The sequence below is a fragment of the Pseudomonas syringae genome (assembly GCF_023278085.1).
Classification (GTDB): Bacteria; Pseudomonadota; Gammaproteobacteria; order Pseudomonadales; family Pseudomonadaceae; genus Aquipseudomonas; species Aquipseudomonas syringae_Q.
Genome location: NZ_CP066265.1, coordinates 2,255,103 through 2,275,919 on the forward strand (window position 1 = coordinate 2,255,103; position 20,817 = coordinate 2,275,919).

The 20,817-nt window shown below is 60.1% G+C and carries 19 protein-coding genes; 7 read left to right on the forward strand and 12 right to left on the reverse strand.

Going from position 1 to position 20,817, the window contains the following annotated elements; genetic code table 11:
- Nucleotides 1-89 precede the first annotated feature (89 nt).
- Complete coding sequence (poxB, locus tag I9H07_RS10130) at nucleotides 90-1,808, forward strand: ubiquinone-dependent pyruvate dehydrogenase (RefSeq protein WP_236425752.1); 1,719 nt, start codon at nucleotides 90-92, stop codon at nucleotides 1,806-1,808.
- On the opposite strand, the gene I9H07_RS10135 is transcribed toward poxB, so the two are convergent.
- Entirely contained in the window at nucleotides 1,805-2,227 is a 423-nt protein-coding gene (locus tag I9H07_RS10135; RefSeq protein WP_236425753.1) for a GFA family protein, read from the reverse strand. The two genes, poxB and I9H07_RS10135, sit on opposite strands and share 4 nt — an antisense overlap.
- A 285-nt stretch (nucleotides 2,228-2,512) precedes the next feature.
- On the opposite strand from I9H07_RS10135, the gene I9H07_RS10140 reads away from it, so the two are divergent.
- From I9H07_RS10140 to I9H07_RS10155, 4 genes are all read left to right on the forward strand, one after another.
- Entirely contained in the window at nucleotides 2,513-4,429 is a 1,917-nt protein-coding gene (locus tag I9H07_RS10140; RefSeq protein WP_236426123.1) for a methyl-accepting chemotaxis protein, read from the forward strand.
- 642 nt (nucleotides 4,430-5,071) lie between these two features.
- Nucleotides 5,072-5,389 (forward strand): hypothetical protein, encoded by a 318-nt coding sequence (locus I9H07_RS10145; protein WP_024676021.1) that lies wholly within the window; start codon nucleotides 5,072-5,074, stop codon nucleotides 5,387-5,389.
- Nucleotides 5,390-5,657: 268 nt separating this feature from the next.
- Nucleotides 5,658-6,173 (forward strand): chalcone isomerase family protein, encoded by a 516-nt coding sequence (locus I9H07_RS10150; RefSeq protein ID WP_058824368.1) that lies wholly within the window; start codon nucleotides 5,658-5,660, stop codon nucleotides 6,171-6,173.
- 20 nt (nucleotides 6,174-6,193) lie between these two features.
- Nucleotides 6,194-6,727 (forward strand): DUF3833 domain-containing protein, encoded by a 534-nt coding sequence (locus I9H07_RS10155; RefSeq protein ID WP_024676019.1) that lies wholly within the window; start codon nucleotides 6,194-6,196, stop codon nucleotides 6,725-6,727.
- Nucleotides 6,728-6,759: 32 nt separating this feature from the next.
- On the opposite strand, the gene moaA is transcribed toward I9H07_RS10155, so the two are convergent.
- The 9 genes from moaA to I9H07_RS10200 form a co-directional block, all read right to left on the reverse strand.
- On the reverse strand, nucleotides 6,760-7,758 hold the full coding sequence (gene moaA, locus I9H07_RS10160; RefSeq protein ID WP_024676018.1) for a GTP 3',8-cyclase MoaA: 999 nt from the start codon (nucleotides 7,756-7,758) through the stop codon (nucleotides 6,760-6,762).
- Between the two features lie 267 nt (nucleotides 7,759-8,025).
- Nucleotides 8,026-9,372, reverse strand: coding sequence for a cation:proton antiporter (locus I9H07_RS10165; RefSeq protein ID WP_024676017.1), 1,347 nt, complete (start codon nucleotides 9,370-9,372; stop codon nucleotides 8,026-8,028).
- 154 nt (nucleotides 9,373-9,526) lie between these two features.
- Complete coding sequence (locus tag I9H07_RS10170; protein WP_058391447.1) at nucleotides 9,527-10,579, reverse strand: ABC transporter substrate-binding protein; 1,053 nt, start codon at nucleotides 10,577-10,579, stop codon at nucleotides 9,527-9,529.
- Nucleotides 10,576-11,754 carry an NAD(P)/FAD-dependent oxidoreductase gene (locus tag I9H07_RS10175; protein WP_236426119.1) on the reverse strand — a complete coding sequence of 393 codons (1,179 nt, stop codon included), beginning with the start codon at nucleotides 11,752-11,754 and terminating at the stop codon, nucleotides 10,576-10,578. Before I9H07_RS10175 ends, I9H07_RS10170 begins: the two co-directional genes overlap by 4 nt.
- Nucleotides 11,751-13,127, reverse strand: coding sequence for an NAD(P)/FAD-dependent oxidoreductase (locus tag I9H07_RS10180; RefSeq protein ID WP_236425732.1), 1,377 nt, complete (start codon nucleotides 13,125-13,127; stop codon nucleotides 11,751-11,753). The genes I9H07_RS10175 and I9H07_RS10180 overlap by 4 nt, the downstream gene beginning before the upstream one ends.
- Nucleotides 13,124-13,414, reverse strand: coding sequence for a (2Fe-2S)-binding protein (locus tag I9H07_RS10185; RefSeq protein WP_236425733.1), 291 nt, complete (start codon nucleotides 13,412-13,414; stop codon nucleotides 13,124-13,126). Before I9H07_RS10185 ends, I9H07_RS10180 begins: the two co-directional genes overlap by 4 nt.
- A 17-nt stretch (nucleotides 13,415-13,431) precedes the next feature.
- Entirely contained in the window at nucleotides 13,432-14,226 is a 795-nt protein-coding gene (locus I9H07_RS10190; RefSeq protein WP_236425734.1) for an ABC transporter permease, read from the reverse strand.
- A 3-nt stretch (nucleotides 14,227-14,229) separates the two neighbouring features.
- Entirely contained in the window at nucleotides 14,230-15,102 is an 873-nt protein-coding gene (locus I9H07_RS10195; protein WP_024676011.1) for an ABC transporter permease, read from the reverse strand.
- Nucleotides 15,099-16,127 carry an ABC transporter ATP-binding protein gene (locus I9H07_RS10200; RefSeq protein ID WP_058391452.1) on the reverse strand — a complete coding sequence of 343 codons (1,029 nt, stop codon included), beginning with the start codon at nucleotides 16,125-16,127 and terminating at the stop codon, nucleotides 15,099-15,101. Before I9H07_RS10200 ends, I9H07_RS10195 begins: the two co-directional genes overlap by 4 nt.
- 241 nt (nucleotides 16,128-16,368) lie before the next feature.
- On the opposite strand from I9H07_RS10200, the gene I9H07_RS10205 reads away from it, so the two are divergent.
- Nucleotides 16,369-17,208, forward strand: a complete 840-nt coding sequence (locus I9H07_RS10205; protein ID WP_236425674.1) for an IclR family transcriptional regulator — start codon at nucleotides 16,369-16,371, stop codon at nucleotides 17,206-17,208.
- A 203-nt stretch (nucleotides 17,209-17,411) separates the two neighbouring features.
- Entirely contained in the window at nucleotides 17,412-19,031 is a 1,620-nt protein-coding gene (locus I9H07_RS10210) for a methyl-accepting chemotaxis protein (RefSeq protein WP_236425673.1), read from the forward strand.
- A 48-nt stretch (nucleotides 19,032-19,079) separates the two neighbouring features.
- On the opposite strand, the gene I9H07_RS10215 is transcribed toward I9H07_RS10210, so the two are convergent.
- Both I9H07_RS10215 and I9H07_RS10220 read right to left on the reverse strand, forming a co-directional pair.
- Nucleotides 19,080-20,042 carry a class I SAM-dependent methyltransferase gene (locus I9H07_RS10215; RefSeq protein WP_236425672.1) on the reverse strand — a complete coding sequence of 321 codons (963 nt, stop codon included), beginning with the start codon at nucleotides 20,040-20,042 and terminating at the stop codon, nucleotides 19,080-19,082.
- A 64-nt stretch (nucleotides 20,043-20,106) separates the two neighbouring features.
- Complete coding sequence (locus I9H07_RS10220) at nucleotides 20,107-20,811, reverse strand: YoaK family protein (protein WP_236425671.1); 705 nt, start codon at nucleotides 20,809-20,811, stop codon at nucleotides 20,107-20,109.
- Nucleotides 20,812-20,817: the final 6 nt, after the last annotated feature.

Consider the following 20,817-nt stretch of genomic DNA (forward strand, 5'->3'; position numbering starts at 1 on the left):
GAGAATCCATCGGGTCGACCACAACAGGCGTGGCAGAGCGCTGCGCGTGTTTATCTGAATCCTTTATTTGCCTCGACAAGGAACCCCTAATGTCCAAGACCATCGCCGACCATCTTGCGCAAACCCTCGCAGCGGCAGGTGTTTCCCACATCTGGGGGGTGTCTGGTGACAGCCTGAATGGCCTGACCGACAGCCTGGAACGCACCGATTCGATTCGCTGGATGCACACCCGTCACGAAGAAGTCGCCGCCTTCGCTGCCGGTGCCCAAGCAGCGTCCAGCGGCAAGCTGGCGGTCTGCGCAGGCAGTTGCGGACCGGGTAATCTGCACTTGATCAACGGCCTGTACGACTGCCATCGCAACCGGGTGCCGGTGCTGGCGATTGCTGCGCACATTCCATCCTCCGAAATCGGCCTGGATTACTTCCAGGAAACCCACCCGCAGGAGCTGTTCAAGGAGTGCAGCCACTTCGTTGAACTGGTCAGCAACCCCGAGCAATTCCCGCGTGTGCTGGAACGCGCCATGCGTGCGGCGATCAGCCAAAAGGGCGTTGCGGTGATCGTCGTACCCGGCGACGTGGCGCTCAGCGAGGCACCGGATGTGCCCGCGAAGTGGGTCGAGGCCACACCGCCCAACGTTGTCCCGGCAGACAATGACCTGCAGTCGATGGCCGAGATGCTCAACGCTTCCAAGGCGGTGACGCTGTTGTGCGGTGCCGGTTGCGCCGGTGCTCACGAGCAGATCCTCGCGCTGGCCGACACGCTGGGCGCGCCGATTGTTCATGCATTGCGCGGCAAGCAGCACGTCGAGTACGACAACCCGTTCGATGTCGGCATGACCGGGCTGATCGGCTTCAGCTCTGGCTATCACGCCATGCTGTCCTGCGACACGCTGGTGATTCTGGGCAGCAGCTTTCCATACCGCAACTTCTACCCCGAGAAGGCCGACATCATTCAGATCGACCTCGATCCGACCCAGCTCGGCCGCCGCACGCCGGTAGCGTTAGGTCTGGTCGGCGGGGTGCGTGAGACGCTGGATGCGCTGCTGCCGAAGCTCACGCCGCACACCGATCGCCGATTCCTCGACAAGGCCCTCAAACACTACGCCAAGGCGCGTGAGGAACTCGACGAGCTGGCCACACCCACGCCGAATGGCACGCCGATTCACCCGCAGTACCTGACCCGGCTGGTCGACGAGCAGGCTGATGCCGATGCGATCTTCACCGTCGATGTCGGCACGCCGACCCTGTGGGCCGCGCGCTACCTGCACATGAACGGCAAACGCAGCCTGCTGGGCTCGTTCAACCACGGTTCGATGGCCAACGCCTTGCCGCAGGCGCTTGGTGCCAAGGCCGAACACCCGGATCGTCAGGTGGTGGCATTGTGCGGCGATGGCGGCCTGTCGATGCTGCTCGGTGACCTGCTGAGCATTCGTCAGTTGAATCTGCCGATCAAAATGGTGGTGTTCAACAACAGCTCGCTGGGCTTCGTCGACATGGAAATGAAAGCCAGCGGCTATGTGCCGCATGGCACCGACCTGCACGAGACCAACTTCGCCGGTATCGCGCTGGGCGCAGGCATTCTCGGGTTACGCGTCGAAAACGCCGAAGAGTTGCCCGCCGCGTTGCGCAAGGCCTTCGATCATCCAGGCCCGGTGCTGATCGACGTGGTGACCGCCAAGCAGGAACTGGGTATTCCGCCGAAGATCAAGCTGGCGCAGGCCAAGGGCTTCAGCCTGTACATGATGCGCGCGATCATGAGCGGGCGTGGCAGCGAAGTGCTGGAGCTGGCCAAGACCAACCTGCGTTAATCACACTCAGGCGCTTCAACAACGGGGCGGTCGGAGGGATGATTGACCCCGTCACTGACCTTCACCTGCCCCAGATCGAAAGGATTCACACCTTCCAGGCAGGCGACGTTGTACCCGTATTCATCGGGGTTGGAACGTCGCTGATGGTGGGTGTAGACCCCGCATCTGCCGCAAAAATAATGCTCGGCGGTACGCGTATTGAACTGATACAGCTTGAGCACACTTTGCCCGTGAACCACTCGTACCCCGTTCTTCGCCACTGAAGCGACAATCGCGCCTCTGCGCCTGCACAACGAGCAGTCACAGCGTCGCGGGTCAACAATGCCGTCCGGCAAGTCCAGCTCCAGCATGATCGCGCCGCAATGGCAGGACGCATGGTGGACAGGTTTGATCTCGGTAGGGCCGACTTTCTTGATCATAGGGTTTTCCCTTGTGCGTGTTATCAACCAGCGTAAATGCAAACAGTCTCATACCGCTGCAAATTAAAGCAGACCAGCAGGTAAAGCTTGGCACTTCACCGCCGAAACAATTGGATGGAGGCAATACCAGCTACGGCAGGCTGATTACTGAACCCTCTCTGGTTATAAAAAACGTCGCCGTTGAAAGAGCGTTGGACCTGGAGCGTTTTTATAGAAAGTCTGTGAGTTATGAGGTCTGTAATGCTTAGAAATGCTCCTTTGAGTATGAAACTGCTGCTTATTCTTATGTTCCCCCTGTTGGGCTTCCTTGCGTTCGCCGGTATTTTTGTCGCCGACAAACGCGAGACGCTCAGCGACAACAGTCGAGCGGTCACGGCCACCAGCGCCGCGCAGAAACTCAGTGACGTAGTGACCACCCTGCAGCGCGAACGCGGCGCCAGTGGTGTGTTTCTGGGCAGCGGCGGCAAGTCGATGCAAGACAAGCTGAAGACCTTTCGCCAGGAATCCGACAAGGCGATCAGCGCGATGCGCGCCCAATCGACGGAAGGCATTCCCGGGCTGGATGGTGTAAAGCGGGCACTGGATGATCTGCTTGCGCTTCGCGCCAAAGTTGATTCGCTGGCAATCAACAATACCGAGTCCGGCACGCGTTTCACTGACATCATCAAAACACTTATCGGTTTTACCTACTCGCTTGAAGCCAGTATCGAAGACCCTGAAATTCTCCGCGCACTGAGTTCGCTCAATCAATTTGTCGACATGAAAGAGCGTGCAGGCCGCGAACGGGTATTGCTTGGCCTGGCCTTCAACCAGAACCGTTTCGACTCAGCCCTGTTGTCGCGTTTCAGCCGCAACCTCGGTGAATTCTCCGGTTACTACGAAGCCTTTCAGCGCTGGGCCCCGGACGTTTTCAAAAGCAAACTGAGTGCTGTCTTGCAGCAGCCAGGCTCGCTGGAAGTGGCGCGCCTGCAACGACTGGGCTTTGATACCCCGTTGGGCGATCCGCTCAATGTCAAACCGGAAGACTGGTTCAACCTTGCTACCGTACGTATCGACATGATGGCTCAGGTAGAAGCCGAGTTGGGGCAGACCGTCGTGGGCCTGGCCAGCGATGCACGCAAAGACGCTGAGCGCAGCCTGTACGTCGCAATCGGCACTGTAATCGTCATGCTGATTGCCGTGCTCTGGCTGGCGTCGGTGATCATCCGCAACATCAAGATCGCCGTAGTCGACGTGAACCGCACCCTGATCACACTTTCCACCCGCGATCTGACCGCCAGAACCCGTTACACGGGCAAGGACGAGTTTGGTGAGATCTCGCGCAACCTGGACAACATGGCGCAACAGATCAGCGAAGTCATCCGCGAAATCGGCAGCGCCACGGCGCAGGTTGCCACGGCTGCGGAACAGTCTTCGGCGGTGGCATTGCAGACCAATCAGAACGTGGCACAGCAGCGTCAGGGCACTGATCAGGTCGCCACTGCCATCAGCCAGATGAGCTCGACGGTCAAAGACGTTGCACGCAGCACCACCGATGCGTCGGCCATGTCACAACGTGTCAACGCCAGCACGATGCAGGGCAAGATCGAGATCGACAACACCGTCACTCTGATCAAAGGTCTTTCGGTCCAGGCCGAACAGACGTCGCGGATCATCGACGAACTCAAAGGTGAGAGCGATTCGATCTCCTCGGTCCTCGACGTCATTCGCGGTGTGGCCGATCAGACCAACCTGCTGGCACTCAACGCCGCCATCGAAGCCGCACGTGCCGGCGAGCAAGGCCGTGGCTTCGCAGTGGTGGCCGACGAAGTGAGGAATCTCGCCAAGAAGACTCAGGAATCGACCGTCAGCATCCAGAACATGATCGCCAACCTGCAATCCGGCTCCGACCGTGCCGCAAGCTCCATGCAGGAAACCCTCGGCAAGGCCCAGCAAGGCGCAACAAACGTTGTGCGTGCGGGCGAATTGCTCGAAGAAATCGCCGAAGGCATCGCCAGCATCAGCGACCGCAACATCCAGGTCGCTTCGGCTGCCGAGGAACAAAGCCTGGTCGCCGAAGAAATCCACCGCAATGTCCACGACATCAACGCCTTGGTCATTCAGGTCAGCGCCGGTGCCGAGCAGACAGCCGTCACCAGCCGCGAACTGGCTCGGCTGGCTGAGCAGCAGCAGGGGTTGGTGGGGCGGTTCAGGGTGAGTTGAGGGTAAGGCGTCTGGTTTGATGTTCAAAGGCCTGGGAGCGTGAGCTTTCAGGCTTTTTTTTGCAGCATTGCGCCAGTGTTCAAGTGAATACCGATCACCCAGGAAACACGCTCACACAGCCCCGCGATATCCTCCCTCGGTCATGACCATTCAGTCACCTTTTCACGTAACTTCACGTCCTTCATACGATTATGTAGTGATAAAAAATAATCACTACATAATCGTTGACGCGCTGCATTTGCCCTTGCATTATGCAGCTGTCTCCCTGATCGGGAGCGCAGCAAAGCGGTACTGAACAGGCTCGGCAAGCCGTCGAGATGTTCCCGGATGTAGGCTGCCCACAAGGCAGATTGATGAAGCTGACCTGGCATTGTCGTCGATAAAGGCGAGAAGCTGGCGAAACGTCCTCATGATGCTTGTATCGGATCGATTGTCGATTCTGGGTCGGGTCTTTGGGTTTCGTGACTTCTTCTCGCTAACGTTGACGCCGTTGTGTAGCGGCTTCTCATCAAGGCTACCTGCATGTCCTTGAGGGCCGGAACTGTATTCGACGAACGCTCTATCGCGGTTCGTGGATGAACGTCTGGCACATGAACTTGATGTATCAACTATTGAACAGTCTGCGAGTGAAGGAGCATCAACATGAATATCAACCAACAACCGACTATTGATCAGCTGGCGCTTCTGTTTGCCGAGCGCAAAGATACGCTGGATGACCATATTGTATGGATTGCCGAGTCCGGAGAAGTGCACGTCGATGCCATGGCGCCGCATACCCAGGAGTGCGAATTCCGCGATGCTCACCCGGAAATGCGCGTTGCGCTGAAGATGTTCCGTCGTGGGCAGGGCTATGTTGGCAGAAAAGCCGCTGCGGATCGCACGTTCATGGAACACACGCTGCAAGCGTTGAAAAGCGAATGGCAAAAAACCCAGCGCCATGCGCACTCGCAGGTGGCCTGAGGATCGGGCATATCGTGCCAGGCCTGCTCCCCCCGACGCTGTCAGGGAGCAGGTCATATCAGCCAGAGAGCAGAACCGTTTCAGCGTCAGCTCTTTATCCTGTCTTATTGTTGTACAAAGGGAATCGGGTGGTATAAATTCCGGCCAGGAGTCAGCGTGTTTGGCGCTGTTTTTTCCGGTTTCGGTATAGACCACGCCGCTGACTCTTACGACTTTCTGGCTGCTGGTATTTAAGCTGGCAGTACATCTTCCGAGGTTGTCGATGCCCGTGCTCGCGCCACGATGGTTATGGTTTCTGATCCTGCTCAGCAGCAGTGCCTTGGCAGACTGGCGTGAAGCGCTACCCAATGCGCAGGTGGTAGGCAGCGGCGAACTGACGCTGTTCGGGTTCCGCATCTACACCGCCAGGCTGTCCAGCCCGGCAAAGCCTTTCACGGCGGACGCTCCGCTGGCACTCGAACTCACTTATCACCGAGACATTGACCGCGAAGACCTGGTTGATGCCAGCATCGATGAGATCAAGCGTATTTCCGGGGCCGCTGTCAGTGATGATCAGTTGACGGCATGGCGTCAGCAAATGCAGCAATCGTTCGTTGATGTGCAACCGGGCATGAAGATCACCGGCGTCTATCTACCTGGCCGTGAGGCACGCTTCTACGTGGGCGACAAGCTCCAGCATGTCGTGCCCGACAGCCAGTTCGCCAAGGCATTCTTCTCCATCTGGCTTGACCCGAAAACCCGCAACCCGGAGCTGCGTGAAGAGCTGCTCGGGAAAGCAGGCTGATGATGACTCAAGGAGGGCGCATGCTCAGAAAATGGATGGTAGTACTGGGCCTTGGCCTGGTTTTGAGCGGTTGTGGTGGCGTGCCGGTCACGCACTACAGTCAGGAGGCGCCGAAGCTTGATCTGCGCAAGTACTTCACCGGGCGCGTCGAAGCCTGGGGCATGTTCCAGAAGCGTTCAGGCGAGGTCACCAAGCGCTTTACCGTGGTGATCGATGGCCATAATGAAGGCGAAGTGCTGGTGATGCATGAGGCCTTCAGCTACAGCGATGGCACTAAACAGGTTCGCGAATGGCGCCTGCGTCCCGACGGTCCTGGCCGTTGGAAGGGTACGGCAGGGGACGTGGTCGGTGAGGCGCGTGGCGAAGTGTCGGGCAACAGCTTCCATTGGAATTACGTGCTCAGGCTGCCGGTGGACGGTACCGAGTATGACGTCAGTCTGGATGACTGGATGTACATGATTGACGAACAAACCCTGGCCAATCGTTCGTCGATGACCAAGCTGGGCGTTGAGGTCGGGCAGATAACGCTGTTCTTTCGCAAGACTGACAAATAGTTAGCGCCTCGTTATGCGAGGCGCAATACCGGTCAACCGCCCGTCATGTTCATGAAACGTACCACCTGCACACCGTCGTCGTGAGTGAAGTTGTGGCTCCACGGCTTTAACTGCATGGCGTCGATGATTGCTTTCTCAAGCTTCTGCGGCTGACCGGGGTTGGCACGCAGCACCGACTTCAAGTCCACTGAATGCTCGTTGCCCAGGCATAGCAGCAAACGTCCTTCAACTGTCAGGCGCACGCGATTGCAGGTGCCGCAGAAGTTATGGCTGTGCGGAGAAATAAAGCCGATGCGAATGCCTGGCGCTTCCGCCAGACGCCAGTAGCGCGACGGACCTTGGGTCGAGTCAGTGGACGGCACCAGCGTATAGCGCTCGGCAATACGCTCGCGAACCTGATCACTTGAATAGAAGGATTCGGCACGGCTGTGCTCGCTGATGATGCCCAGTGGCATTTCTTCGATGAACGAGACGTCCAGATTGCGATCGATGGCGAACGCCAGCAGGTCGTTGATCTCGTGATCGTTACGGCCATGCATAACGACACAATTGAGTTTGGTATGGACAAAACCGGCAGCGTTGGCGGCATCGATACCAGCGATGACCTTGTTCAGGTCTCCGGTGCGGGTCAGCTCGCGAAAGCGCTGCGGGTCGAGGCTGTCCAGGCTGATATTCAGGCGTGTGACGCCAGCGTTAAACAGCGGCGCTGCCAGTTTGTCCAGTTGCGAGCCATTGGTGGTCATGCACAATTCGCGCAGGCCGGGCAGGGCGGCGATTCGCTCGCAAAGCCCGACCACACCGGCACGTACCAGTGGCTCGCCACCCGTCAGACGAATCTTGCGAGTGCCCAGCGCAACGAAGCGCTCAGCCACCTGCAGGATCTCTTCCAGGGACAGGATCTGTTGGCGAGGCAGAAACGTCATCTCTTCGGCCATGCAATACACGCAACGGAAATCGCACCGGTCGGTGACCGACATGCGCAGATAATCGACTTTGCGGGCAAAGCGGTCCATCAGGACGGGTTCGGACATTTCACCTTCTGACTGATTGATAAAACTGCATTCCATTTGGAGGCCAGCGTGCTACAGGGGTTCAGCGCTTCTGCACACTGAATGCCCTGTTGCGCTGGCGGACAGGCTGGCAGAGTGCCTTGATTCGCCTTCATATTAGCCATAGAAGGCTCTGCTTGCACAGGCTGGATGCCCGCCACGCTAACCGAGACGAATTGCCGCAGTCCAATTGCTTGTTCTGATGCGTTCATCGACTGGCTCTATGGCAGCCGCGTTGGCGGGCGCTGATCAGTCGGAACGCGCTGCTGCACTGCGTTCGTAGCGTTCGAGTAAAGGCTGAATGCTAATACCGTGCAACAGAATACTCAGCGCCACAACCGACAGCGTCATGCCGATCACCACATCGCCGACATCATCCGCCAGCCCATGCGACAGGGCAAAGCACAGGTAATAAAGACTGCCGATACCGCGAATACCGAACCAGCCCACCAGCGCTTTTTGCCTGCGGTCGAGCAAATTCCGGCTGACCAGTAACCAGACGCTTGCCGGGCGGATGACGCAGAACAAGGCCAGTCCCAGGCCAATTGCACGCCAGTCCCAGTACGTGGCCAGTGCAGCGCCCAGCAAGGTGATCAACAGCACTTCCATGGCCCGTTCCACCAGGCTGCCGAACGCCAGCATGTCGCCCATCATTACCCCGGCAGCCAGTTGTGAGTCGCTGAGATCGTCGGCTTTGGCCACGGTGCCTTGTTCCAGCGAGGCCGTCATGTGTCCTAACACGGGCTGAGCCACGTGTTCCGAGGGCAGTTCCGAGCAGGTGGCGCGAACTTCGGCCTGACGCAAGCCGAAGCCTGCGGCGAAGACCGACAGAAAGCCGAACGCGCCCAGACTCTGGGCGATCACATAGGCCAGCGCGATCAGCGCCAGGGCCAGAAAATCGTTGGGCGAAGTGGTGCTGTCGGCGTTTTTGACGCGCAGAAAAATCATCAGATGGCCGACACCGCGTCCCATCCCATAGCCAATCAACAACCCGGCCGGCACAGCCCAGATCAGGTCCTTTATCAGCCATTCTTCTATCCAGTTGGCCATGCCGCCGCCGGACGTCAGGTACAGCAGGGCAAAGATCACGAAGGGGAACGCCGTCCCGTCATTGAGCCCGGCTTCACCGGACAGGCCGAAACGCAGCCGATCCTGATCCTGCGCACTGTTGACCTGCACCATTCCCGCCAGTACCGGGTCGGTCGGCGAGAGCATGGCGCCGAGCAGCACCGACACGCCCCAGTCCAGCCCGATAATGTAATGCGCGGCGACGCTTACCCCGGCGATGGTCGCCAGCATCACCGGCCCGGCCAGCCAATAGGCCGAATGCCAGGCTTTGCCGCTCAACGGCAGGCGCAACTTGATGCCTGTGCCGAACAGCGAGAACAGCACCGCCACTTCAGTCAGGCGCTCCAGCCATTCGTGGGATTCCTTGAAATTCAGGTCCACGACATCGAGGCCCATCGGGCCGATACCGAAACCAAAGGCCAGGCACACCGCTGATGTGGTGACCGGCATCCAGCGCAGATAGGAAGAGGTGAGCGCCAGCAGCATCAACAGGACGCCGAGCACGCTCATGCAGACAATAAAACTCATAGAAAAAGAACCACCGCTGAATGCGCCTTGAGAAGAGGGCGTAACGGTGGGACTCCCCTATGCGGTAATAAGTTGAAATAATTTGCCCGGCGGTGAAAAACGCTTGCCGCTGGCTGCCTGCGAAGGCACGTCCAGCGGGCAGGCCTGTGACGGACTAGCGCTCGATACTGCGGCTCCAGCGCGCATTCCATTCTGGGCGGATCAAGTTGACCTGATCCCAGTCAATGGTCACAGCGGTTTCCAGGTATTTTTCCATCGCCTCAACCTGAGGGCGCGTCTTGTCAGTGGTCGGTGTTTTCGGGTTGGACGGGATCTGATCGCCGAATTCCAGCGCCGGTGCCTGAGCTTCAGGCGTCAGCAGGTACGCCGCGAGCTTCTGCGCCAGTTCCGGCTGGTTATTGTTGGCCAGCGTACATTCCGCCACGTTCAGCACCACGCCGCCTTCCTTGGGCGATGCATATTCCACCGGCACACCTTTGATTTTCAAGGCAGTCACCTGAGTCGGCGTCAGCGGGAAAATGGCCGCTTCGTCGGTCTGTACCATTTCGGAAATCTTCGCTGAACTGGCAATGTATTCCAGCACATTGGGGCCGATTGTTTTCGGCCAGGCCTTGAAGCCAGGCTCGACATCTTTCTCACTGCCGCCCTGAATGCGGTTGAACATCAGGAAACCATGCAGCCCAAAGGTCGAAGAAGCCAGCGACTGAAACACCACCTTGTCCTTGAAGCGCTTGTCGGCCAGGTCCATCCACGAGGTTGGCGCGCTCCAGCCTTGCTCCTTGAACATGCGCGTGTTGTAGGCCAGGCCTGTGACGCCGAGGCTGACTGCCGCTGCCTGTTCTTTGATTTTCGCCTTGGCCGGCAAATCACTTAACGCGGCGCTGGGTTGCAGGGTGTCGCACAGGCCCATGGAAATGGCCCGATACATGATGCCGTCGTCGAGGAAGATCACGTGCATCTGCGGGTTGTCTTTGCTGGCCTGCACCTTGGCAAGGATGTCCGCCGACGTACCGGGCACGATCACCACCTTGACGTTGTTGGCTTTCTCGAAAGCAGGCAGAACCTGATCGGCATACAGCCGTTCCATGGTCCCGCCGTTCATGCCGAGATACAGCGTCGTTTCAGCCTGCGCAGGCATGCAAAACAGGGCGGCCGCCAGGGGCAGACAGGACAGACCGGTGAGCGCGAGATGTTTGCTGGTTTTCATAGGGACGATCTTCCTCTGTGCAATGGGATGACGTTCGTAACGGGTTCAAGCGGAACGGGAGATTTTTGTTGAAAGCGGCCAATGGAAAAGGCGTCGAGCGAGATCAGCGAAGACCCTTCACAGACCCATTCAGCCAGCGCTTCGCCAGCCGCCGGGCCAATCTGGAAGCCTGCCCCGGCAAAGCCAAAGCCATGCAACAGGCCCGGCCGGGTGATGCTCGGGCCCAGCACCGGTTCGCGATCCGGTAGATAACCTTCGGTGCCGCTCCAGGTGCGAATGGCCTGCGCCCCGGCGAGCGGCGGATAGAGCTCGACCGCGTTGCGCAGGATATCCAGCAACGCTGCCTGTCCCGGTCTGGCACGGGCCGGATCAAGGGCAAAACCCTGGCCGCCGCCGAGCACGCAATTGCCGCGTGCGACCTGGCGGGCATAGATACCGCCGCCTTCGACGCCCGTGCTGACGTCCATGAACATCGGCAGCGGTTCGGTGACGAGCATCGCCGGATGCCCGGAATACATCGGCACCGGTTCGTTGAATTGTGCCGCCAGTTGCCCGGCCCAGGCGCCTGCGCAATTGAGCAGCCACTGCGCGCGCAGGGTCATGCCGCTGGCGGTTTTGACGGTAAAGGCCGTGCCGTCATGGCTGACTTCACTGACTGCCGCCTGTTCGAAGATTTGCGCACCGGCCTGGCGAGCGGCGCGGGCGAAAGCCGGTGATACCAGGCGCGGATTGGCATGCCCGTCGTCGGCACACAGCGACGCGCCGACGGCGACATCGCCTGCCCACGGGTAGCGAGCGCGTAGCTGCTCGCGATCAAGCAGTTGCAGGTTCAGGCCAAATTCGCTGCTGGCGTCTGCGTAGGCACGCAAGGCATTCATGTCCTGCTCGCTGCGCGCCAGTTTGAGATGGCCGGAGCGTTGGTACTCGCCGTCGATGCCGATCAGCTCACGCAGGCTGCCCCAGATCTGGTGCGCCCGTTGTGACAGGGGCAACTGTGACAAGGGACGACCCTGGCGTCTGACCCCGCCATAATTGACACCGCTGGAGTGCGAGCCGCAGAAGTCGCGCTCCAGCAGGGCGACGCGCTTGCCTTTGCGGGCCAGCGCCAAGGCCGCCGACGCACCGACAATGCCGCCGCCAATCACAATGGCATCGGTTTCAACCAGCGCGCTCATGGTTGCTGCTCCACCGCTTGTGGCTCGACGCCGAACGGAATGGGTTTGATGGGCGCCTGGCCGCGCAGGCGCCCGACCTGCTCGATCGGGCGTCCACTTTCGTGAGCCACGATCTCGGCCGCCGCCAGGCCACACATCCGGCCCTGGCAGCGACCCATGCCGATCCTGCACATGGCCTTGACCCGATTAATCTCCCAATGACCCTCCTGCACGGTGCTGCGAATGTCACCCGCAGTCACTTCTTCGCAGCGGCACACCAGGGTTTCGTCCGGCACGTTGGCAGACCAGTCCTCGGGGAACGGGAAAGCGGTTTCCAGCCCATGACGAAAACGCTCGATGCGCTGCAGTGCGGTTTTCAGGTCGCTGATACGCAGCGCGTCGACGTTGATACCGCGGTCCTGCAACAGACCAAGGGCGGCCAGTTCACCGGCCATTTCCGCCGCGTCTGCGCCCATGATTCCCGCGCCATCGCCTGCCAGGTAAACGCCCGGCACGCTGCTGCGTCCGCAGTCATCGCGCACCGGCAACCAGGCGCGGTTCAATGGGCTCCAGGCGAATTTGCAGCCCAGCAGATCAGCCAGTTGTGTTTCGCTGCGCAGCGCATGGGCAAAGGCCACGGCATCGCAGGCCAGATGTACTGATGTGTCGTTACGTGCCCACTGGATACCAGTGACCCGCTGTTCACCCGCTATGCGCGAAAGCTGCGCACCTTGATGCACCGGGATGCCTCGAGCGGTCAGCCAGGCGCGGTAATAAAGGCCCTTGGCGAGTGTGGCCGGCTGACCCAGCAGCGCGGGCAGTGCCTTGCACTGGGCCGAGAAGGGCGCGCTGTCCAGCACCGCGACCACCGTTGCGCCTGCCTTGGCGTATTGATAGGCCACCAGATACAACAGGGGCCCGCTGCCGGCAAACACCACGCGCTCGCCAATCGCACAGCCCTGATATTTAAGGGCGATCTGCGCGGCGCCCAGGCTGTACACGCCGGGCAGGGTCCAGCCGGGTACGGGCAGAATACGGTCAGTGGCTCCCGTGGCGACGATCAACTGAGCGTAATCGAGGGTTGCGGTTTTGCCGTGTTGCAAGGTGTCGAGTTGCCCGTTTTCGGCATTCCAGACCAGCGTTTGCGGCCGGTAATCAATGTGCTCCGTCAGCGTATCGAGGGTTTGATGCAGTGCTACCGCCTTGCCGCTTTCAAAACCGTACAGTGCCTTGGCCGAGCGCTGAAAATTTTCCGGCTGGCGACGATAGACCTGGCCGCCGCCGCGCAGGCCTTCATCGATCAGGCTGGCCTTGATGCCATGGGCCAGCAGTGTCTGTGTGGCGCGAATACCTGCCGGGCCTGCGCCGATGACGACAACGTCTGGTTCGTTCATGAGCGCCGCCCCGGCTCGCGATTCACCGTCTGGCCGGCCTCCAGCAGCGTCGAGCACGCGCGCACCCGCTGACCATCGCCCAGGCGCACCCAGCAATCCTGACACGCCCCCATCATGCAGAACCCGGCACGCGGTTCGGCGCTGAAATCGCTGCCGCGCAAGTGCTCGCTGGCAGTCAATACTGCGGTCAACAGCGTATCGCCCAACAAGCCGCTGGCCGGTTGGCCATCAAGGGTGAAAGAGAGCGCCGGGCGGTCGCGTTCGACCAGTCGCTTGAGCAGTGCCATAACGTGAAAGCTCCGGGTTAGTGTTTGCCGACCAGCACGCGATCCAGGCCATAGACCCGGTCCAGCAGGATCATGGTGGCAGCGGTCAGGGCGATGACCAGCGCCGATACGGCGGCCATCATCGGGTCGATGGATTCGGTGGCGTAGACGTACATGCGCACCGGCAGGGTCTGGGTGGCGGGCGAGGTGACGAAGATCGACAACGTGACTTCGTCAAAGCTGTTGATGAAAGCCAGCAGCCAGCCGCCCGCCACGCCGGGCAGGATCATCGGCAGGGTGATCTGGTGAAACAGCGTGAAACGACTTGCGCCCAGAGACTCGGCGGCATGTTCCGCGCTGCGATCGATACCAATCGCCGCTGCCAGCACCAGACGCAGCACGTAAGGCGTGATCACCAGTACGTGAGCGAAGATCAGCCAGGTGAAACTGCCGTTCACCCCCATCAGTGCAAACAGGCGCAGCATCGCGACGCCCAGCACCAGATGCGGAATGATGATCGGCGAGAGAAACAGTGCATTGAAAAAGTTGCGGCCCGGGAATGTGTGGCGGGTAATTGCCAGCGCGGCCGGGACCGCGATCAAGGTCGCGAGGGTCGCCGAAACGAACGCCAGCATCAGGCTGTTGTAGAACGAGTCGATAAAATCGGCCCGTTCGAACACGGCCTTGAACCAGCGCAACGAGAAGTGGGTGGTGGGCAGGCTCAGGGTGTTTTCCGGGGTGAAGGCCACCAGGCACACCACCACCAGCGGGGCCATCATGAACATCACGACCAGCGCGTGAAACGACAGGGCCAAAGGACCGTTCTTGGACATGGATCATTCCCCCAGAGTTTTTTTGTAGCGGCCTTCGATCATGCGATTCCACGACAGCATCACCAGCAGATTGACCAGCAGCAGCGCCACCGCGAGGGTCGCGCCCATCGGCCAGTTCAGCTCCGAGAGGTATTGGTCGTAGATCACCGTGGCGACCATCTTCAGGCGGCGTCCGCCTAGCAGGCCGGGAATGGCGAACGAGCTGGCGGCGAGGCCGAACACGATCAGCGAGCCGGACAACACGCCGGGCATGACCTGCGGTAGCACAATCAGGCGCATCACTTTTGCCTGGCTGGCGCCCAGCGACAGCGCGGCCTGTTCGGCGGTAGGGTCGAGCTTCTGCAACGAGGTCCAGACCGGAATGATCATGAACGGCAGCATCACGTGGACCAGCGCGATGATCACTGCAAACGGGGTGTACAGCAGTTTCACCGGTCGCCCGCCCATGAACTGGATGGCCTGGTTGATCAGACCGTCAGCGCCGAGCAGCAGGCTCCAGCCGAAGGCCCGGACGACCACCGAGATCAGCAGCGGCGTGAGGATCAGAATCAGGAAGATCGAGCGCCATGGCGTGCCCATGCGGCTCAGAATGTAGGCTTCCGGCACGCCGATCAGCACGCACAACAGGGTGACGAGCGCGCTGATCCAGAAGGTGCGCAGGAAAATTTCATAAAAATACGAGTCGGTAATCACCGCCGTGTAATTGGCGAGTGTGTAGCTGTCGCTTTTCACCCCTACCTGATAGTCGAACACATTGAACGACAGCACCAGGGTCAGGCCCAGCGGCAGCACCAGCAGGCCGATGTACAGCGCCAGCGCCGGGGCTGACAGCCAGTAGCCGCGTCCGCCCTGGCGCATCTCGGTCAACAGGCTCATGCCCGCACCTCGTCGGCATCCAGCACGCGCAGCAATTCGCTCGGCCAGTCCATGCCGACCGGTGCGCCTTCTTCCAGTGGCGCCTGCCCATCGTTGCGGCGCACCACGGTGACTTCGCCGATACCGGTCTGGATGCGATACAGCCATTGGCTGCCGAGAAAGTAGCGTGTGGTGATGCGCCCCGACAGACGCCCGCAACCGGGCTCAACCAGGTCGATTTTCTCCGGGCGCAGGCTGAGGGTCAGCGCACCATCGCCAGGCAACTGCCGAATCTGCGGGCAGCCGCTGCTGTCCAGATCGCCCTGCAACATATTGGCCTTGCCCACGAAACCTGAAATGAAGCGGGTGCGTGGGTGTTCGTAGAGTTTGTACGGCTCGTCGATCTGGGTGATGCGTCCGGCCTGCATGACCACCACCCGGTCACTGATCGACAGCGCTTCAGCCTGATCGTGGGTAACCATCAGCGTGGTAATGCCTACTTCATTCTGAATGCGGCGAATTTCGAACTGCATTTCTTCGCGCAGGTTGGCGTCCAGATTCGACAGCGGCTCATCGAGCAGCAGCACAGGCGGTTCGATGACCAGCGCCCGCGCCAGAGCAACGCGCTGCCGCTGGCCGCCGGACAACTCACGCGGGTAGCGTTCGGCATGCTGGCCGAGGCGCACTAACTCAAGCACACGAGTAACACGCTGTTGCAGTTCGGCTGCGGGCACCTTGCGCATCCGCAAGCCGAACGCAACGTTGTCGGCCACGGTCATGTGCGGAAACAGCGCGTAGCTCTGAAATACCACACCCAGGCCCCGGCTGCTGGGCTTGGCGTGGGTGATATCCCGGCCGTCGAGCACGATACGCCCGTCACTGACCTCGACGAAGCCGGCAATCATTTGCAAAGTGGTGGTTTTGCCGCAGCCGGAGGGGCCGAGCAGCGAGACAAATTCGCCCTTGTCCACGGACAGGTTGGTTGCAACCACCGCGTCTATGGAGCCGTAGCGTTTGGAGAGACCTTCGAGCTGCAGAAATGCCATGCCTGCTTCCACCTTAATACGTGCGCGCCGAGGCACGCGTTTGTCATGGGCAGATGCGAAATGAAGTCATGCAATTCTGTGGACGTTGGCGCTCGCTCTGAGTCGGCTGCCGATGATTGTTCAAATCGCCCCTGTGGACTGAGAGTAGGACGAAGGCTAGGATGCGCTCAATGCCAAATTTCACTGAATAACATATTTTTTTGAATTAATTCATTCAGTGATAATTAAAAGAGAAATACACATGAATAATTCCACTGATCGGAATTCTGATTCCCGCGACGTAGGTGTCGGGGCGGTTTCCAGACTGTTCGCCATCCTGCGCTGCCTGGGCGATTGCGACGAAGGCGGTGAACGGGTGACGCAACTGGCGCAGCGTGTCGGCTTGTCGCAACCGACCACCCACCGCCTGCTGCGCAGCCTGATGGACGAAGGCATGGTCGAGCAGGATGTGCTCAGCAAGCGTTACCGGCTGAGCATCGAATTCTTTGCGCTGGCGGCCAGAGCCGGCAACAGCGGCAATCTGCGTGACCTGGTGCGCCCGAGCCTGCTGCGCCTGTCTGCGTCGCTGGGTGATTCGCTGTTCCTGTTGGCGCGTAGCGGCTTTGACGCCATCTGCTTGGACCGCAGCGAAGGCCCTTACCCGATTCGTACTTTTACGGGTGATATCGGTGGTCGCGTCGCGATGGGCGTGGGGCAGGGCAGCCTGGCGATTCTGGCGTTTCTGCCCGAGGACGAGCGGGAAACGGTGATTGCCTACAACCTGCCACGGCTCAAGGATTTCCATCTGTATGACGAAGTGTTTCTTCGCTCGGAAGTCGACAACGTTCGCCGCCTTGGCTACGCCGCTCGCAATACCGGCGCGCTGCCAGGCATGGCCGGGTTGGCGGTGCCGATCATGGACCGCAACGGGCGTGCGGTGGCGGCGCTCAGCGTGGCGACCATCAGTGACCGGTTAGGGCCTGATCGCCTGATGACCGTAGTGGAGTTGCTCAAGCGCGAGGCGGCCACCATCAGCGCCCGAATCAATCCGTTCGACCCGTCGCTGCGGCGGCCCAGCCAGGTGTTCGGGCAGGCGGAATAGGGCAGCTTTCTGTGTCTGGCGTTTTCTTGACGTCTGGCTGAACCGGCTACCAGCCGTCGCTGTTTTTTAAAGATAAATTCGCCTGAGCCGATGATGATCCCATAGGGCTATACGCTGCTGATTTATAGAGCGGGCGTAAAGGGATGAGGCCTGTCATCTCATGCGCGCTGACGCATACCTCTTTGTATACAGAGATCATCACGATGTCCAAATCCCTCAGGCTTCAAATCCTTGGCTTGCTTGGCGGCAGCCTTGTGCTTGTGTTGATCATTGCGCTGGCCTGCTTCAACTTCCTTTCCGATAACGTACAAGCCTACCGCAGCCTTCTTGACGGTCCGGTTCGGGCGTCTCAATTGGTTGACGACGCCAATCTGCAATTCAAGATTCAGGTTCAGGAATGGAAAAACGTCCTGCTGCGTGGAAAAACGCCTGTCGAGCGTGACAAGTACTGGGGGCAGTTCGAGGAGCAGGAGCGCAAGGTGCAGGGCACGTTGGGCCAGCTTGCGGATATGAAAGGCACTGATGCCTCGCTGAAAAGCCAGGTGCAGATGCTGCAACAGGCGCACCTGACACTGGGCACGGCTTACCGCACTGGCCGCGACGCGTTTATTGCCGCAGGCGGCGACGCTACTGCAGGTGACGTCGCGGTCAAAGGCGTTGATCGGCCGACCAGTGAACAGATGGCCGGTCTGGTCGACCAGTTGCACAAGGCCAGTGATGCCCAATCCATTGCGATCAGCAATGAAGCGCAACGGACCATCCTGATCGGCGCTGTCGTGATGCTGGTTTCTGCACTGTTGGTAGGGCTGCTGGCGCTGTGGATGGTCAATCGCAACCTGATCGCGCCGATCCGCATGCTGATCGAATACGTCGCTCAGTTGAGCGAAGGCAAGTTCGGTGTGCGTGTCGAAGTGACACGACAGGACGAACTCGGGCGTCTGGCGGTTGCGGCCAATACCCTGCGTGATTTCCTGGCCGATACTTTCAATCGCCTGAAGCGCAGCACCACTGATCTGGACACCGCTGGCGGCGAGTTGAATGCGATTGCCGAGCTGATGGCGCAGGGGACTCATGAGCAGTTCGAGCGTACCGACCAGGTCGCAACGGCCATGACCGAGATGTCCGCTACCGCTCAGGAAGTCGCCCGGCATGCCGCACACGCTGCGCGTGCTGCGGATGAAGCTGATCAGAGCGCTCAGGATGGCGAGAAGGTCATGCAATCGACTATCGCGACCATCACCCGTATGCGCAACGAGATTTCTTCGACTGCCGACGTCATTCAGCGGCTGGAAACCGACAGCGGGCGTATCGGCAAGGTGCTGGAAGTGATTCGCGGCATCGCTGACCAGACCAACCTGCTGGCGCTCAACGCCGCCATCGAAGCCGCACGCGCCGGGGAAGCCGGACGTGGTTTTGCGGTAGTGGCCGACGAAGTCCGCACGCTGGCGCAACGTACTGCTGTATCGACTTCAGAAATCAATCAGATCATCAGTTCGGTGCAGACGGGCGCCGCCGATGCGGTGCAGGCCATTCAGGGCGGTCAGGCGTGCAGCGAGGAAAGCGTCGAACAGGTCACGCACGCCGGGGCGACTTTGCAGCGCATCACCGTTGCGGTGGAAAACATCCGCGACATGAACCGGCAGATTGCTACCGCCGCCGAAGAACAGACGTCAGTGGCCGAAGACATTTCGCGCAATCTGACTGAAATCACGGCCATCGCCGTGACCAATCAGGACAACGTCAAGCGCACCCAGAGCGCGAGTCATGACCTGAAAGGTCTGTCAGCCGGCCTGACAGACGTCATCTCGCGGCTGAGTGCCTGATAAACCTGACGCCTCTTCCTCAGCGAAGGGGCCGTCAGGCTCAGGTGTTTACGCCCATCCTGTGCGGCTCAAGCCTTCGGCTTTGAACACCAGCGCTTTCAGACCGCCGTCGACGCGTGCGTCGGGGAATTCCGGAGGGTTTTCCAGGCGTTCCTGAAAACGCAGGCAGGGCGCTTCGATGGCGGTGTGCCCGATCAGGAAGTCCGGGCCCAGCGCCGGATCGTTCATGCACGCCAGCACCGTGCCGTCCTCCTCCAGCAACTCCGGCAGACGACGCAAGACGCGCTGATAGTCCTTGTCGAGCATGAAGCTGCCTTTCTGGAAGGAGGGCGGGTCAATGATGATCAGGTCATACGGCCCCGAGCGAGTCACTCTGGCCCATGACTTGAACAGGTCATGCCCCAGAAACGTCACGCGGCTCAGATCATGGTCGTTGAGCCGATGGTTCTCGCGACCGCGATTCAGCGCAGCGCGGGCCATGTCCAGATTCACCACATGGTCAGCGCCCCCGGCAATGGCCGCAACCGAGAAACCGCAGGTGTAGGCGAACAGATTGAGGATGCGCTTGCCCTTGGCGTGAGCCCGCACCCAGTCACGTCCGTAGCGCATGTCCAGAAACAGGCCGCTGTTCTGCTTCTTGCCGAAATCGACCTTGTAGCGCAGACCGTTTTCGCTGATCACCCAGTCGTCCATCATCTCGCCGGTCAGCGACTGCGTGGTGCTGTCTGGCAGATAACGGTGTTGCAACAGCAGGGTACGAGCCTGGCTTTGCTGCCACTGAGGCGTGTCGATCAGCCCGGTCAGCAAGTGCGTCAATGCGTCCAGTTCGGATGCCTGCGGTTCCTTGAACACACAGACCAGCACCACGCCCTGCAGCCAGTCGACGGTCACGTGTTCCAGACCTGGCCACACGCGGCCACGGCCGTGAAACAGTCGGCGGGTTTCGTTCGGGATATTGCTCAGAGCATCGAGCAGGTGGTGTTGCAGGATCGCGAGTGCTTCAGGGGTCATGACAGCGGTCGGTTATGAAAGGCGGCGTATGGTAAACGATTTCAGCGGAGGGGAATCACGAGGTTCAGCGCGGCATGTAGCGGCGTTGCCAGCGGTGCGGAATTTTCAGCGAAACCAGGCCGAGCAATGCCGACAGGCTGCCGCTGATCAGTAACGCGTTGAGCCCGAGGCGTTGTTCAAGCATCGCGCCCACCACCGCGCCAATGAACATGCCCACCCAGGGCACCAGTTGAATACGCCAGCCATGCTTGCGCTCACCCAACATCCAGCGCCCCAGACCGCGGCCGAATCGCGACAGCGCGCCGGTTACGTAGGTCAGGCCGACCGGCAGGCCATTGACCTGTTCAACGGCGGCATTAAGCATGCCCATCGCCAGAATGGCCCAGACCAACGCCAGCATATTGCTGTCCAGCGGCCATGCCGCCGCGGCGCACAGCAGCGTGGCGATGCCCAACAGCAGAGGCAGCGCGCGTCTGCCGCCGCGCCGGGCAACAACCACGCCCAGCGCGTTGCCGATGATGAACGTAAAGATGGCCAAGGCCAGGCGAGCCGTCACGTTGAGGTCGCCGTCACTGATCGCGACGGCAAGGCGTGTGGTGTTGCCGCTCATGAACGAAACGAAATCACCGGTCGCCATGAAGCCGATGGCATCGGTCATGCCCGCCAGCACAGACAGGCTTGCGGCCAGCGTCATGCCGACCCTGCCGCGCCATTTCTGCATGTGCAGATGCCTGGGGCTGGCGCTGACATTGACGGGCGGTGGCAGCATAAAAGG